17 protein-coding genes are annotated in these 14,861 nt (G+C 63.7%); 16 read left to right on the plus strand and 1 reads right to left on the minus strand.

Features of this window, described 5'->3' with window-relative positions:
- The 4 genes from IFS44_RS17925 to IFS44_RS17940 all read left to right on the plus strand — a co-directional run.
- Positions 1-929, plus strand: a 929-nt coding sequence (locus tag IFS44_RS17925; protein WP_192099486.1) for a cytochrome ubiquinol oxidase subunit I, incomplete at its 5' end; no start/stop codon positions are given.
- Positions 926-1,939, plus strand: coding sequence for a cytochrome d ubiquinol oxidase subunit II (cydB, locus tag IFS44_RS17930; protein ID WP_192099487.1), 1,014 nt, complete (start codon positions 926-928; stop codon positions 1,937-1,939). The genes IFS44_RS17925 and cydB, both read left to right, overlap by 4 nt.
- Positions 1,939-2,055, plus strand: coding sequence for a DUF2474 family protein (locus IFS44_RS17935; RefSeq protein WP_192099488.1), 117 nt, complete (start codon positions 1,939-1,941; stop codon positions 2,053-2,055). The genes cydB and IFS44_RS17935 overlap by 1 nt, the downstream gene beginning before the upstream one ends.
- Before the next feature lie 693 nt (positions 2,056-2,748).
- A complete protein-coding gene (locus IFS44_RS17940; RefSeq protein ID WP_192099489.1) occupies positions 2,749-3,357 on the plus strand; it encodes a TetR/AcrR family transcriptional regulator in 609 nt (202 codons plus the stop codon).
- Between the two features lie 17 nt (positions 3,358-3,374).
- Here IFS44_RS17940 and IFS44_RS17945 read toward each other — a convergent pair whose 3' ends face one another.
- On the minus strand, positions 3,375-4,274 hold the full coding sequence (locus IFS44_RS17945; RefSeq protein ID WP_192099490.1) for a LysR family transcriptional regulator: 900 nt from the start codon (positions 4,272-4,274) through the stop codon (positions 3,375-3,377).
- Between the two features lie 179 nt (positions 4,275-4,453).
- Here IFS44_RS17945 and IFS44_RS17950 point away from each other — a divergent pair, with 179 nt between their 5' ends.
- The 12 genes from IFS44_RS17950 to IFS44_RS18005 all read left to right on the plus strand — a co-directional run bounded on the left by IFS44_RS17950 (position 4,454) and on the right by IFS44_RS18005 (position 14,843).
- The gene (locus IFS44_RS17950) at positions 4,454-5,365 is read left to right on the plus strand and encodes a polysaccharide deacetylase family protein (RefSeq protein ID WP_192099491.1); all 912 of its coding nucleotides are present in this window, start codon (positions 4,454-4,456) and stop codon (positions 5,363-5,365) included.
- A complete protein-coding gene (locus tag IFS44_RS17955; protein WP_192099492.1) occupies positions 5,362-6,027 on the plus strand; it encodes an SDR family oxidoreductase in 666 nt (221 codons plus the stop codon). Before IFS44_RS17950 ends, IFS44_RS17955 begins: the two co-directional genes overlap by 4 nt.
- Before the next feature lie 11 nt (positions 6,028-6,038).
- On the plus strand, positions 6,039-6,584 hold the full coding sequence (locus IFS44_RS17960) for an ester cyclase (RefSeq protein WP_192099493.1): 546 nt from the start codon (positions 6,039-6,041) through the stop codon (positions 6,582-6,584).
- Between the two features lie 39 nt (positions 6,585-6,623).
- Entirely contained in the window at positions 6,624-8,243 is a 1,620-nt protein-coding gene (locus IFS44_RS17965; protein WP_192099494.1) for an NAD-dependent malic enzyme, read from the plus strand.
- A 63-nt stretch (positions 8,244-8,306) separates the two neighbouring features.
- On the plus strand, positions 8,307-9,737 hold the full coding sequence (fumC, locus tag IFS44_RS17970) for a class II fumarate hydratase (RefSeq protein WP_197977947.1): 1,431 nt from the start codon (positions 8,307-8,309) through the stop codon (positions 9,735-9,737).
- Complete coding sequence (locus tag IFS44_RS17975) at positions 9,685-10,401, plus strand: YoaK family protein (protein ID WP_192099496.1); 717 nt, start codon at positions 9,685-9,687, stop codon at positions 10,399-10,401. Before fumC ends, IFS44_RS17975 begins: the two co-directional genes overlap by 53 nt.
- Before the next feature lie 2 nt (positions 10,402-10,403).
- The gene (locus IFS44_RS17980; protein ID WP_192099497.1) at positions 10,404-10,796 is read left to right on the plus strand and encodes a hypothetical protein; all 393 of its coding nucleotides are present in this window, start codon (positions 10,404-10,406) and stop codon (positions 10,794-10,796) included.
- Complete coding sequence (gene mqo / locus IFS44_RS17985) at positions 10,793-12,319, plus strand: malate dehydrogenase (quinone) (protein WP_192099498.1); 1,527 nt, start codon at positions 10,793-10,795, stop codon at positions 12,317-12,319. Before IFS44_RS17980 ends, mqo begins: the two co-directional genes overlap by 4 nt.
- Positions 12,316-12,789 carry a hypothetical protein gene (locus tag IFS44_RS17990; protein ID WP_192099499.1) on the plus strand — a complete coding sequence of 158 codons (474 nt, stop codon included), beginning with the start codon at positions 12,316-12,318 and terminating at the stop codon, positions 12,787-12,789. The genes mqo and IFS44_RS17990 overlap by 4 nt, the downstream gene beginning before the upstream one ends.
- A complete protein-coding gene (locus IFS44_RS17995; protein ID WP_192099548.1) occupies positions 12,789-13,559 on the plus strand; it encodes a glycine betaine ABC transporter substrate-binding protein in 771 nt (256 codons plus the stop codon). Before IFS44_RS17990 ends, IFS44_RS17995 begins: the two co-directional genes overlap by 1 nt.
- A complete protein-coding gene (locus tag IFS44_RS21850; RefSeq protein ID WP_244647513.1) occupies positions 13,556-13,744 on the plus strand; it encodes a hypothetical protein in 189 nt (62 codons plus the stop codon). The genes IFS44_RS17995 and IFS44_RS21850 overlap by 4 nt, the downstream gene beginning before the upstream one ends.
- Positions 13,692-14,843 carry an SMP-30/gluconolactonase/LRE family protein gene (locus IFS44_RS18005; protein WP_197977944.1) on the plus strand — a complete coding sequence of 384 codons (1,152 nt, stop codon included), beginning with the start codon at positions 13,692-13,694 and terminating at the stop codon, positions 14,841-14,843. Before IFS44_RS21850 ends, IFS44_RS18005 begins: the two co-directional genes overlap by 53 nt.
- Positions 14,844-14,861 lie beyond the last annotated feature (18 nt).

The raw sequence follows: 14,861 nt of genomic DNA on the forward strand, positions 1-14,861 counted from the left end.
ACGCGCAGGGGCAGTTCGTCCCCGCTGGATCGTGGCTGCCGATCATCTTCAACCCCAGCTTCCCTTACCGGCTGACCCACACGGTCATCGCCGCCTTCCTGACGACGGCGCTGGTCGTAGCCGGGGTCGGCGGCTGGCACCTCCTGCGCGACCGGGCGAACCTCGGCGCTCGCAAGATGCTGGCGATGGGCTTGGGCATGGTCGCGGTCATGGCGCCACTCCAGATCCTGGCCGGCGACGAGCATGGGCTGAACACGCTCGAGCATCAGCCGGCCAAGGTGCTGGCGATGGAAGGGCACTACGACGCGCATCCCGACGGGGCGCCGCTCATCCTGTTCGGCCTGCCCAGCGACCGCGACGAGCGGGTCCGCTATGCCGTGGAGATACCGAGGCTCAGTTCGCTGATCCTCCGCCATGACCCTGACGCCCCGCTGCCGGGCCTCAAGGATTTCGCACGCGATCGACGGCCCCCGGCAGCAATCTTGTTCTGGTCGTTCCGGATCATGGTCGGTCTTGGACTGGCGATGCTCATGCTCGGCGTATGGGGTCTGTGGGCGCGGTGGCGACGCCGGTTGTACGACACGCCCTGGCTGCACCGTGCGGCCGTGGCGATGGGCCCGGCGGGCTTCGTGGCGGTGCTGGCGGGCTGGATCACGACCGAGGTCGGCCGGCAGCCATGGGTCATCTACGGTCATATGCTGACGGCCGACGCTCGCTCGCCGATTGCGGCCCCCGCAGTGGCGACGTCACTTGCCGCTTTCGTCGTCGTCTACTTCGCGGTCTTCGGATTGGGCGTCCTCTACGTCCTTCGCCTGATCGCCAAGCCACCCGAGGCTCATGAGGCTGAACCGCGCCGCACGCCACGTCATGCAGCCGGCATCACGCCGGTCGCGACCTTCGAGCCGACCAACAGGGAGAAGGACGCATGACCGGCCTGACATACAGTCTGGACCTCACGGTCGTCTGGGCCGTCATCATCGCATTCGGCATATTCGCCTATGTCGTCATGGACGGGTTCGATCTCGGCATCGGCATCCTGTTCCCCGGCTTCGAGGTCGGGGCGGAGCGTGACGCCGCGATGAATTCGATCGCGCCGGTGTGGGACGGAAACGAGACGTGGCTTGTGCTAGGCGGGGGAGGGCTGTTCGCGGCCTTCCCTCTTGCCTACGCGATTATCCTTCCTGCCACCTATCCGCTGGTGATCGCCATGCTGCTGGGCCTGGTGTTCCGCGGGGTGGCGTTCGAGTTCCGGTGGCGTGATCCGGTGCACAGACGTTGGTGGGACAGGGCCTTCACGCTGGGTTCTCTGGTCGCAGCGATCGCGCAGGGCATGATGCTCGGCGCGATCCTGCAGGGCATCCGGGTCGTGGGACGTGCCTTTTCAGGTGGATGGCTGGACTGGCTCACTCCGTTCACAGTCCTGACCGGTATCTCGGTAGCGGTCAGCTACGCCTTGCTTGGCGCGACCTGGTTGATCGGTAAGACGGACGGCCCCGCACAGGCCCACGCGCGACGGATGGCCAGGATGCTGGCCATCGCGACGGTTGTTGCGATGGCCGCGGTCAGTGCGGCGACGCCGTTCCTCAGCTATGACTATTGGCGACGCTGGTTCGCGATGCCGGGCGTCTTGCTGACAGCGCAGGTGCCGTTGCTGGTCGTCGTGATCACCGGAGTCCTGTTCTGGTCGATCGCCCGCGGGCGACACAAGCTGCCCTTCCTCGCGTCCCTGGCGCTGTTCCTGTTGGGATACGTCGGACTGGGCATCAGCGTCTTTCCCTACGTCGTGCCGCGTGCCGTCACGATCTGGGCAGCTGCGGCTCCGGCGCAGAGCCAGTTGTTCATGCTGGTCGGGACCGTCGTCATCATCCCGATCATCATCGGGTATACCGGTTGGGCCTATTGGGTGTTCAGGGGCAAGGTCGGCGAGGGGTATCATTGATGGCTACGCCCGGACCCCGGTTCGTCCAACAGTTATGCTGGCTAGCGATGATCTGGACCGCGAGCGTTCTGGCGCTCGCAGCGATCGCCTTCGCCATTCGTACGGTGCTGCTTTAGTTCTTCGCTGTTCGTCCGCTGTGGCGTCGGCAGGGCGGCTCATGCCAGCTTCGTCCCCGATGCTTTGGAACGGGCACCTCGCGATCGCCGTCCGGCCCATCGGGGCGGCATCACCCAACAGAGCGACCGCGGGCTGCAATTTGTGTTCATCAACTACACCCAGCGGTTGGTCGAGCTCGGATCAAGCTCTCGGTTGGGAGAGTCGGGGACAGCTAAGGCAACGCTTTGCCCAGGACGATCAACGGCCTCTACAGGGCCGGGGTCATCCACCACTCTGGACCTTGGCGATCCTTGGATACGTTGGGACACACGACCTTCGAATGGTAGACTGGTTCAATCATCGCCAACCGTTGGAGTCCATCGCCAACATTCGGCCTGCCGACCTCGACGATCGATATCATGGAGTCGCGGACAACATTGATATGACGGCATGAGTCACAACCCGTCGCGTCCAGTAGGCGCGGCGCGGTTCACTTCGATTTTCGGCTGCCGTCCGACCGAGAAGCCAACCGCTCGCGTCCGGACCAGATGGACTCGTTCAACGAGAGAACGGCAAAACCCGCATGATTCACGGCAGTTACGTCTACGGTGTTCATCGCTGCTGACTCCTCACTATCGGCCGTCTCGCCTGATGCTCTCCCGTAAGCACTGCCGTGGGTTTTGCCTACCTTGCCGATGCGGTACGACGAATGGATGACGACAAGACGTTCCTATGCCGGGAGAAGTGCAGCCGACCGCCTCGCCGATCGACGCGCCAGACTTCTCGATGCCGCAATCTCGCTTTACGGTCTGAACGGCTACCGCAACACCAGCATACGCGCAGTCTGTCAGTCGGCAGGTCTCACGGAACGCTTCTTCTACGAGGCCTTCCCGAACAGCGAAGCGCTGCTGACCGCTGCGTTCGAGACATCGGTCGACAATCTCCTAAGGCTGATGACGCCACTTGCGACTGCGGCGGTCGACAGCGACCAGGAGGCGCGCGTCCGTGACCTCTTGACAGCCTACTACGGGAGAGTTGCGGCAAGCCCCGTCGCCGCACGCCTTTTCCTGGTGGAGACGGTTGGAGTCAGCGCGGAACTCGATCGTCTGTTCGAAGGCTCGCTGGTCCGGCTTACTGAGCCGTTGGTCGAAATATGTGATCCGGCACGCTCCGGTCGGTTTTCGCGCCTGCCCCTTCTCCGTCGTGGCGTGGCGGGCGGACTGCTTCACATCGCAACCGCCTGGATCGAATCCGGTTTCGAAAGCCGGCTTGCCGACGTGGTCGAAGCGGCGTTGCCGATCGCGATGCTCTGCCGTCGCTGAACGAGTAGCCGCGACGCTCAACCGCTTTCCGCCGCCGGTCTGAGCGCCGCTGCCATGGCATCGACGAAAGCTCGGACCTTGAGCGAGAGGTGACGAGCCGTCGGGAACAGCGCTACGACCGGCGCGTCCCCTCCCGACCAGTCTGGAAGAACATGGACCAGCGTCCCGGCCTCAAGCTCTGCTGCGACGTCCACGTATGACTTCAGCATGATCCCATGACCCGCGAGACACCAATCGTGAACGGCGTCTCCGTTGTCCGCGCGAAGCCGACTGGGACCGTCGATCACGGCCGAAAGACCATCCGCTCGGGTCAGCCTGAAGGACGTGGTCGTCCCGCCATACCGGAGAAAGGCGTGGCCCGGGAGGTCGTCGGGCGACCGCGGCGGCCCGATCCTTCCCAGGTAGCTCGGCGACGCGAGCAGGATGCGTCGATTGTCTGCGAGCTTCCGCATCACCGCACTGGTGTCGGCCAACGCACCGATCCGGATCGCCACGTCGACCGCCTCGCCTGCCAGATCTATCACCCGATCCTCGAGCGTCAGCGAGACGAGTAGTTGTGGGAACCGATCCGTCAGCTCGCCCAGGACCGGTGCGACGTGTCGTCGTCCGAACGAGACCGGCGCGGTGACCCTGAGGAGCCCGACGGGCTCGAGCCGCCCCGTCGCCAGCGTCTCCTCGCCTTGGCGCAGCGCGTCCAACGCACGCTCGACATCGATCAGAAGTCTGGCTCCTTCTTCCGTAGGGGACAGACTACGCGTCGTACGATTGACGAGCCTCGCCCCTACCCTTCCTTCCAATGTCAGCAATCTCTTGCTGACGACGGCGAGACTGACGTTCATCTCGCGGGCCGCAGCGGACAGCGAGCCTGACGCGAGCACCTTCTGGAAGGTCCTGAGCTCATTCAGATCATTAAGCATTATTATCAACTCCCGGACGACACATCTTCAGTCGACCTAATACCGATCAATCCGGATCGGACAACGCACCATGTCGTTTATGCCTCATGTCCATCATGCCCGATCTGTCACGCCGCAGCGTCGTTCTCGGAGGAACGGCCTTGACGATCTCGTCGGGCGCCTTTGCGAAGGAGCGTAACATGACGACCAAGACTGCGTTCTGGCCCGGCGATGCCCGACTGGCCGTCAGTCTGAGCTTGATGTTCGAGGGCGGCGGCCAGCCGATTTCCGGCGCGGGCGGTCCCATTCCGGAGCCCATCGAGCACGGCCTGCCGGATCTGCCGACCAATGCGTTCTTCGCATATGGTCCCAACGAGGGCATTCCTCGGATACTGGACCTGATGGACAAGCACGGCATCAAGCTGTCGTCGTTCATGATTGGTCAGGCGATCGAAAAGGCGCCTGACCTCGCCAAGGAGATAGTCCGTCGGGGCCACGAGGCTGCAGCCCACGGACGTACATGGCAGAACAGCTATGACATGAAACCCGACGAGGAGCGCCGTTTCATCGGCGATTGCGTTGATACGATCGAGCGGATCACGGGCTTCAAACCGCTGGGATGGAACGCGTACTGGTTACGGAATTCACCTCGCACCCTCGACATTCTCCAGAGTCTGGGTCTCATCTATCATATCGACGAGCCGAGCCGCGACGAGCCGTTCATCGTCCCCCTTGCCAAGGGCGACTTCGTCACCGTCCCGTACACCTTCCATATGAACGACATCTCGTCATTCCCGTTCGAGGGGTGGAATCCGATCGCTTACGAACAGGCGCTGAAGGACGAGTTCGATCAGCTGTACGAAGAGGGCGCGACCAAGCGGCGGATGATGGTCGTGTCGATGCACGACCGCATCTCCGGCCATGCCAACCGCGTACGCGTCCTCGACCGGTTCCTGACCTATGCGCGCTCCAAGCCCGGCGTGTGGTTCGCACGCAAGGACGAGATCGCGAAATACGCTCTCCAGACCAAGGGCATGACCCCGGTCTTCGACCGCGGCCCCGCCACCGAGACGGGTCTGCCCGGCCCCTCACCCAAGGAGAAAAAGTCATGACAGCGCAACTGAACGGACAGCGCATTCTAGTCGTCGGTGCGAGCGGCGGCATCGGCAAAGCGACCGCCGACGCGTTCGAGAAAGCGGGCGCACAGGTATTTCGCCCCGACCAGGAGACGCTCGACATCATCGATGACGGTTCGGTCGATGCGTTCTTCGCCGCGCAAGACGTCTTCGATCACGTGGTCGTGGCGGCTGCGAAGACGAAGACAGGGCCAGTCTCCAAGCTGGCCCTAACGGACGCCCAGGCGGCGATGAACAGCAAGTTCTTTGGTGCTTACCGTGTCGCACGCGCTGCAAAGGTACGCGATGGCGGCTCGATCACCTTCGTGTCAGGCTTCTTGTCCCAGCGGCCCAGTGCTTCTTCGGTACTCCAAGGCGCGATCAACGCCGCGCTTGAGGCTCTCGCTCGAGGCCTTGCGCTCGAACGCGCGCCGGTGCGGATCAACACCGTCTCGCCGGGCCTCGTAGACACGCCGCTCTATGCCGGGATGAGCGACACCGAACGGCAGGCGATGTTCGAGAAGGCAGCCGCACGCCTTCCTGCGGGTCGTGTCGGCCAGCCCGATGACATAGCCGGCGCCATCCTTTTCGTCGCCACCAATCCGTACGTCACCGGATCGACCGTCACGGTCGATGGCGGCGGCACGATCGCAGCCTGAGGAGACCATCCATGCGCGTATTCCTTGCTTTCGCGGCACTGGCCGCCGCCACCCCCTCCCTGGCCGCTCAGGTCGATGACCGCGCAGCAAAGGCGATCGCGAAGCCTCAGGAACTGATCGTCGACAAGGCGCTGCCAGCCACGACCGTCGCAGCGATGCTCAAGCCGGTCGATGCGTTCTACGGTTTCTGGAACAACGGCAGCGCGACATTGCTGAAGGCCGCGCTCAGCCCACGCTTCGTCGACCACACGCTGCCCAAGGGCCGCCCGCAGGGCCCCGCCGGCCCTGCAGCCGCGTCAAAGGCGTTCCTCGGCGCGGTTCCCGATCTGCGGATCGACGTCGTCCAGCGCCTCGTCGTGGGCGACCGCGTCGTAAGCCACCTGCACTTCACCGGCCATTTCACGGGAACGTTCATGGGGACGACCGGCACCGGTCAGCCGATCGATTTCATCGCCACCGACATCCTGCGCGTGTCGAGTGGCATGATCACCGACAACTGGCATCTCGAGGACAATCTCACCTTCCAGCAGCAGATCGGGCTCGTGTCCGCCAACTGAACCAGTTGCCCACCCTGCCAATATTTTTGCGGAGCCACCATGACCACGAAATCACCGACCGGCGTCGCGACGCTGGAGAACCCGATCGTCAACAAGGGCACCGCCTTTACCGCCGATGAGCGCAAGTCGCTCGGCCTGGAAGGGTTGCTGCCGGCGGCAGTCGAAACTCTGGACACGCAGGTCGAGCGCGTACTCGGTCATCTCGGCGCCAAGCCCGATGCGCTGGAACAGTACATCTATCTTCAGGGTCTCTGCGACCGCAACGAGACCCTGTTCTACGCCGTCCTCATGAGCGACCCTGCGCGGTTCGTGCCGATTGTCTATGATCCGACGATCGCCGACGCCTGCCTGACCTATGGCCACGTATACCGCCGGCCGCAGGGCATGTATCTGACGAAACAGATGACGGGGCGGCTGGCCGAAGTGCTCGCCCACTGGCCCAACAGGGACATCCGCTTCATCTGCGTATCCTCGGGCGGGCGTATCCTCGGACTTGGCGACATCGGCGCCAATGGCGCCCCGATCCCGATCGGCAAGCTCCAGCTGTATACCGCGTGCGCGGCGGTACCGCCGGACGGACTGCTGCCGATCCACTTCGATATCGGCACTACGAACGCCAAGCTGCGCGCCGATCCGCTCTACACGGGCCTTCGTGACGAGCCGCCCACTGAGAATGATATCGATGCGCTGGTCGACGAGTTCATGGAAGCCGCAAACGAGGTCTTTCCAGGCGTCTGTGTGCATTTCGAGGATTGGAAGGGCACCGATGCGATCCGCCTGCTCGCGCGGTACAAGGACAAGTATCTCGTCCTCAACGACGACATCCAGGGAACGGCGAGCGTCACCATCGCGGGTCTGACGACCGCTCTCCAGATCAAGGGAGAGAAGCTCGCGGACCAGAAGATCATGTTCGCGGGCGCGGGCTCCGCCGGGATCGGTATCGCCAACATGATCGTCGAGGCGATGCAAACCGAGGGTCTGTCTGCGGATGACGCCCGGGCACGCATCGCGATGTACGACGTGAACGGTCTGCTCGATGCGAAGCGAGATGATCTTAGCGCCTCGCAGAAGGTCTATGCAAAGGATCTGCCGGCGACGAAGAGCCTCGAGGACAGCGTCAAGGCGTTCAAGCCGACGGCGCTGATCGGCGTCAGCACGACGCATGGCTTATTCACTGAAGACGTGGTGAAGGCGGTCGCCGCCAACACGGACAGGCCGATCATCTTCCCGCTGTCGAACCCGACCGACAAGGCGGAATGCACGCCGGAGCAGGCCTATGCCTGGACCGACGGCAAGGCGCTGTTCGCCGCCGGCGTCCAGTTCCCCGACGTGACGGTGAACGGCAAGACCTATCACCCAGGTCAGGCGAACAACTTCTACATCTTCCCCGCCTTTGGCCTCGCCATCTACGCGACGAAACCGAAGCGCATCGACGACAGGATGTGGATCGCCGCGGCGCAGGGATCAGCCGATCAGGTCGACCAGGCCACGCGGGACAAGGGCATGCTGTTCCCGCCCCAGAGCGACATCCTGGAGACGGAGATCACCACCGCCGCCCGCGTTGCGGAACACATCTTCGATCGCGGTCTCGCCACCGTCGATCGGCCGGACGACATCCGCGCCTGGCTGAAGAGCCAGACCTACACCCCTTCCTATTGAGCGCGATTGAACGAGGAACGGGACATGACGAAACAAAATCACCATTCCGGCGAACATCCGGTGATGAAGGACGTGCCGGTCGGCGTCGATGCGAAGGGCAAACGCAAGGAGTTCGACTCCATGGGCGAGGTCGAGGTTCCTGCGGATCGTTATTGGGGCGCGCAGACGCAACGGTCGCTCCAGCACTTCTCGATCGGCGAGGATCGAATGCCAAAGGCGGTCTACCACGCCTACGGCTACGTGAAGAAGGCCGCCGCCTTGGTGAACGCCAAGGCCGGGCGACTGGAGCAATGGCGCTCGGACGCGATCGTGAAGGCAGCGGACGAGGTGATCACCGGAGACCTCGACCCGCACTTCCCGCTCTACGTCTGGCAGACGGGATCCGGAACGCAGTCTAACATGAACTTGAACGAGGTCATCTCGAACCGCGCCATCCAGCTGCTAGGCGGCGAACTCGGCACGCAGAAGCCGGTCCATCCCAACGATCACGTCAACATGGGGCAGTCGTCCAACGACAGCTTCCCGACCGCGATGCACATCGCGACCGTACTCGCTCTGTCCGACCACATGCTGCCAGCGCTCGACCGCTTCGCCACGGCGATCGAGGCGAAGGCGAACGAATGGATGGATGTCGTGAAGACGGGCCGGACGCATCTGCAGGACGCGGTTCCGTTGACCGTAGGTCAGGAATGGTCGGGCTATGCGGCGCAGGTCCGCGACGCGATGGAGAACGTCAGGCGGTCGTTCGACGGACTGTATCGGCTCGCCGCCGGCGGGACGGCGGTCGGTACGGGCCTCAACGCGCCGGAGGGCTTCTCGCGTGATATCGCGAAGACCATAGCCGACCTGACCGGGCATCCCTTCGTGACTGCGCCGAACAAGTTCGCAGCACAGGGTTCGCTTGACGCCATGGTTTCGGCGATGGCGGCCGTGCGAGGAATCGCAGTCGCGCTGATGAAGATCGCCAACGACATGCGGTGGCTCGCGTCCGGCCCACGCTGCGGTCTGGGCGAACTGCTCCTGCCGCAAAACGAGCCGGGCAGCTCGATCATGCCCGGCAAGGTCAACCCGACGCAGTGCGAAGCGATGGTCATGGTCTGCATCCAGGTGATCGGCGAGGACAGCGCCGTCGCCTTCGCGGGAAGTCAGGGGAATTTCGAACTGAACGCGATGCGCCCGATCATCATCAACAACGCGCTGCACTCGATCCGGATCATCGGCGACATGTGCGACAAGATGCGGACGTTCTCGATCGAGGGGACCGAACTCAACCGGGATTGGATCGACGCTTCGGTCGGCGAGTCGTTGATGCTGGTCACCGCACTGGCGCCGGTTATCGGCTATGACAACGCGGCCCACATCGCCGAGGCCGCCAATGCGGACGGCTCGACCTTGAAGGAGGCCGCGCTCAAGTCCGGCAAGGTCGATGAGAAGCAGTTCGATGCCGTCGTCGATCCGCAAAAGCTCGTCGGCAACGGCGTCGCTGGCGCGTAGCGGGGGTGATAACGTGACGGCTAGGTCCGATCCTGGTGGACACGACGGTCGGACCTATGCGCTGGCGTTCGGACTTCTCGCGGTTGCGGGCGCCGTCGATGCCATCGGCTTCCTGCATTTCCACACCTTCTACGTGTCATTCATGAGCGGGAACACAACACGGGTAGCCTTAGCCCTGGCGCAGACCGACTGGTCTCTGGCTACGCAGGGAGCGATGGTCATTGCGGCCTTCGTCGTCGGCGTCGTCGCCGGCGAACTGCTGATCGGCGCGGCGGCACAACGGCGTCCGTTAGCAATGGTCGTCGAAGCGGTCACCGTTCTGCTCGCGGCCGGGTTTGGATCAGGCCTGACCTCAAGCGTCCTCCTGGCGTTGGCGATGGGTATGCAGAATGCTCTTATCCTGCGGGCGGAGGGCGTGGGCATGGCGCTGACCTACGTCACTGGCACTCTCGTGCATGTGGGGCGGGGCATCGCCGCCGTGTTGGCCGGCCGCCGCGGATGGAATCCGATCTGGCCCTATGCGGGCATGTTGCTCGCTCTCACCTTGGGCGCCGTGGCCGGCACCGCGGCCATGCGGTGGGGCGAAGCGAACGCACTGATCGCCATAGCGATGTGCCTGACGATCCTGACCATTCCGGCGCGGCAGCGTCGCAAGGAGAGATGACGATGATACGTTGCGTACGCATCTGGACAGATGCCGACGGAAACTCCGATTTCGAGGACGGCGCAATCGATCTGTCCGGCACGCACGGTGCCGATACGCTCAGCCCCGTCGCAGCCGCCACCAGCATCTCGTTCCGCGAAACGCCGTCCGGTGGTAATTTTGGCTGGCACGATGCCCCTGCCATGCAGCTCGTCATCACATTGTCGGGAACGTTGCGATTCACCGTGAAGGACGGACGCAGTTTCGCGATCCGGCCCGGCGACGTTCTGTTCGCCCAGGACACCACCGGCACCGGTCATAATTGGGAGCTGCTCGACGAAGAGCCTTGGCGACGGGCGTATGTCATCGTCGAAGATCCCGCCACAGTGCCGTTCACTGCCGGAACGATGCTGTGAGCAGGGTGGCGGATACGGTCGATGTCGTTCTGATCGGCGGTGGCATCATGAGTGCGACGCTTGGCACCGTATTACGGGAACTCGACCCGACGCTTTCGATAGTGCTGGTCGAACGGCTGGGTGGTCCGGCGCGCGAGAGTTCGGACGGATGGAACAACGCGGGCACTGGCCATGCCGCCAATTGCGAGATGAATTATACGCCCGAGAAGGTCGACGGATCCATCGACATCGCAAAGGCGCTCGAGGTGAACGTGGAATTCGATCTTTCACGCCAGTTATGGGCGCACCTGGTCCAGCACGGTGCGATCCCCGACCCGACACGCTTCATCCGCTCGGCACCACACTGCGCTTTTGTCACCGGCGCTGACAACGTCACGTTCCTGCGCAAGCGCCATGCGGCTATGAGCGCGCATCATTGCTTCGCCGGGATGGAATACAGCGAGAACTCTGCAACGATCGCCGAGTGGGCGCCGCTGGTGATCGAGGGACGCGACCCAGCTGCCCCGGTCGCAGCAACAAGGATGATGACCGGCGCCGATGTCGATTACGGTACGCTCACGCACCTGCTGATTGATGCGCTTGGCGCACGGCAAGGCTTCGAGGCGCGCTACGGTGCCGAAGTCGATGCGCTCACTCGGGACGATGACGGCTTATGGACCGTTGGCTATCGCGCACACGGCGACCACGGGGTTTCCGGACAGGTCCGAGCGCGCTTTGTGTTCTCGGGCGCGGGTGGTGCATCGCTGACGATGCTGCAGAAAAGCGGCATCCTTGAAGGCCAAGGCTATGGCGGCTTCCCCGTTAGCGGGATCTGGCTGCGCTGCGACAACCCTGCGGTCGTCGAGCGGCACCGCGTCAAGGTTTACGGCAAGGCTGCGCACGGATCGCCGCCGATGTCGGTCCCCCACCTAGACACGCGCGTGGTGCGGGGCAGGCATTCGCTAATGTTCGGACCCTTTGCGGGGTTCAGCCCGAAATTCCTGCGTGACGGGTCCTATCTCGACCTTGTCCGATCGGTTCGTCCAGCCAATCTGCTGCCGCTGCTCGACGTGGCCGTTCATGCGCTGAAGCTGGAGGAGTATCTCGCCGATCAGGTGGTCTTGTCAGAGCAAGGGCGGATCGACACCCTTCGGCAATTCTACCCGGAAGCCGATCCGGCGGACTGGACCGAGGCGGTCGCCGGACAGCGTGTACAGGTCATCGAGCCCAACGGTCATGGCGGTGGTACACTGGCGTTCGGCACCGCGCTGGTCGGTTCGGCGGACAGCTCCTTCATAGCGCTCATGGGGGCGTCGCCCGGCGCATCGACTGCCGCGTCGATCGCGCTCGACGTCCTGCGCCGCTGCTTCGCAGACCGGCTAACCGCTTGGCTTCCGCGTCTCAGAGCGGTGATCCCGACCTATGGGATCGATCTCAAAGCGGACGCCGAAGCATGCCGGCGAACGCGAGCAGCAACCGCAACCGTACTTGGACTCGCCGACATCACCAAGATCAACCATCGCTCCAAAGGGACCGCCGCATGACAATCCGCCATGTCCGTAATCTGCATCGCATGTTGGCCGTCGCGACGATGGCCGCTTTTGCGGGTCCCCTTCCATCTGCGGCGGAAGGCGGCGCGCGAACACAGATCGGCACGGCCGCTGCGATCGACGTCGTACGCGATTACTATCGTGCGATCGATGCCCACGACTATGCGACGGCTTGGGTGAAGTGGGGAGACCGCGGCCGGCCGGGTCAAACCTACGCCGCTTTCCGGCGCGGTTTCGCCGCGACACGCCGGGTCCGCGTGAGCGTGACCGGCCCCGCCCGGTCCGAAGGCGCGGCCGGATCAATCTACGTGACCGTTCCGGTACGGGTTGACGGCCTGATGACGACCGGTCGGAACCAACGCTTCGATGGAAGCTACGTTGTGCGCCGCGCCAACGCCGTAGATGGCAGTTCGCCATCGCAGCCCCGATGGCATCTGTATTCCGCAACATTGAGGGCGCGGTGATGTCGCGCCTCGCGAAAGCGGTCCGTGTCGGTCACATCGACCTCAGCTTTCACAACGCCGCCGCTCGAGAGGTGGAGGCGATCATCGTCAAGCATGGTCACTTGATAGAACGCAGCGCGGCACCGCATGAGGAGATGTACAGGCGGCTTGGCGCAGGCGAAATAGACCTGCTGGTCGCGGCGTGGCTGCCCGCCAGCCATGGGGCCTACATCACACCGATGCTCGACGCAGTCGAAAAGGTGACCGTCCTGTACGAGCCCTATTGCATCTGGGGCGTACCCGAACACGTCCCGGTATCCGCAGTCGCCTCCATCGAGGATCTGACATCCCCGCTTGCGCTCGATCGCATGGATCGGTTGATCCATGGCGTGAACGTCGGCGCCGGAATCAGCCGCTTCTCGCAGGCGATCGTCGAACAATACGGTCTCGGCGCCCACGGCTATCGATTTGCGCCCGGTAGCGAAGATGACTGTTTCGGCCGCTTCGAACGCGCTGTGGCTGACGGTGCGTGGATCATCGTACCGCTGTGGCATCCGCAATGGCTGCATCACCGCTACCGGATCCGCGCGCTCGAAGATCCGAAGGGCCTGCTCGGCGGCGTTGATAACGCCACGTTGATCGTCCGCAAGGATGCCAAGACGCGGCTGGGCGGGCCCGCGCTTGCCGAACTGTCGGCGCTGTATCTTGGCAATGCGCAGGTCAGCGCGCTCGACGACGCGCTTCACACCTACAGAACACCCTCCAAGAAATCATCAGGAGACCGTCCATGAAAGCCATAGGCTACCACCCTTCGGGGGCGATCGATGCGCTCGCGGCGATCATTGACGCCGGCGTGTTGCGGTCGACCACGACACAGGATGTGGGTCCCCTGACCGCCCAGAACCTGCGCCGCGCCCATGCCATTGTCGAAGGCGGCGATGCCTATGGCAAGACCGTCCTCTCCGGCATCGAATAGGGATATGACGATGAAAGTCGCTCTCGTTTCCGCGCTAGCTGCGAGCGTGCTCGCAACCGGTCCCGTTGCCGCCAAGGATCGGCTGACGCCCGTTTTTTCGTCTGACCTGATCGTTAACGGCGTCGCGACGACGCCATCGGGTCGGACGTTCCTTCCCGTGCAGCCCCGTCCCGGAAAGGGCGACCCTCAGGTTGCCGAACTTCTGGACGGCAAGGCCGTCGCCTATCCAGATGCGACCTGGAACGAATGGAAGCAGGGCGATAGCGGCTCGAACCGCTTCGTCGGCGTGAATGCGCTGCGGATCGGCCCTGACGGTGCTCTATGGGTCGTTGATCGTGGCTCGCCGGGAATCGGCAAGCCGGCCGTCGCCGGCGGCGTCAAGCTCGTCCGCGTCGACATCGCGTCGAACAAAGTGACCCGCACGTACGATTTGGCTGGCGTCACCACCCCCATCAGCTTCGTCGACGACGTGCGTTTCCACGGGCCGAACGCCTACCTCACCGATGCGGGCCAGCCCGGCCTCATCGTCCTCGATATGGCGACCGGCAGAGGTCGCCGTGTCCTCGACGACCATCCTTCAACTGTCGCGCAGACCAAGCTTATGGCGGAGGGGCGCGAGCTGACCGATCCCGCAGGCAAACCGGTGGTGATCCATGCCGACCAGCTGGAGATCTCGCCCGATGGCAAGTGGTTCTACTATCAGCCTTCGAACGGGCGGATGGCGCGGATCGAAACGCGCTGGCTCGACGATGCCTCGCTTCCCCCTGCTGCGTTAGCGGGTCATGTCGAGCGTTTTGCCGACACACCATCGACCGGTGGCACCGCGATCGCGGCGGACGGCACGATCTACCTGAGCGATACCGACAAGAAACGCATCCTTGCCATCGATCCTGTCGGACGGATCAAGACGCTTATCGCCGATCCGCGACTGATCTGGGTCGATGCGATGTGGATCGACGACAAGGGCAACCTGCTGCTGCCTGCCTCGCAACTCAACCGCACCGCAGGCCTGAACCGTGGCAAGGACGCCGTGGTGCCGCCGGTCACGCTCTACAGCCTGGCCGTGAATGCGAAGCCTGCGGGCAACGACCACCGATAGCTCGCGAGGGAGAAAAGA

This window comes from Sphingomonas sp. CFBP 13706 (assembly GCF_014842355.1).
GTDB classification, from domain to species: domain Bacteria; phylum Pseudomonadota; class Alphaproteobacteria; order Sphingomonadales; family Sphingomonadaceae; genus Sphingomonas; species Sphingomonas aerolata.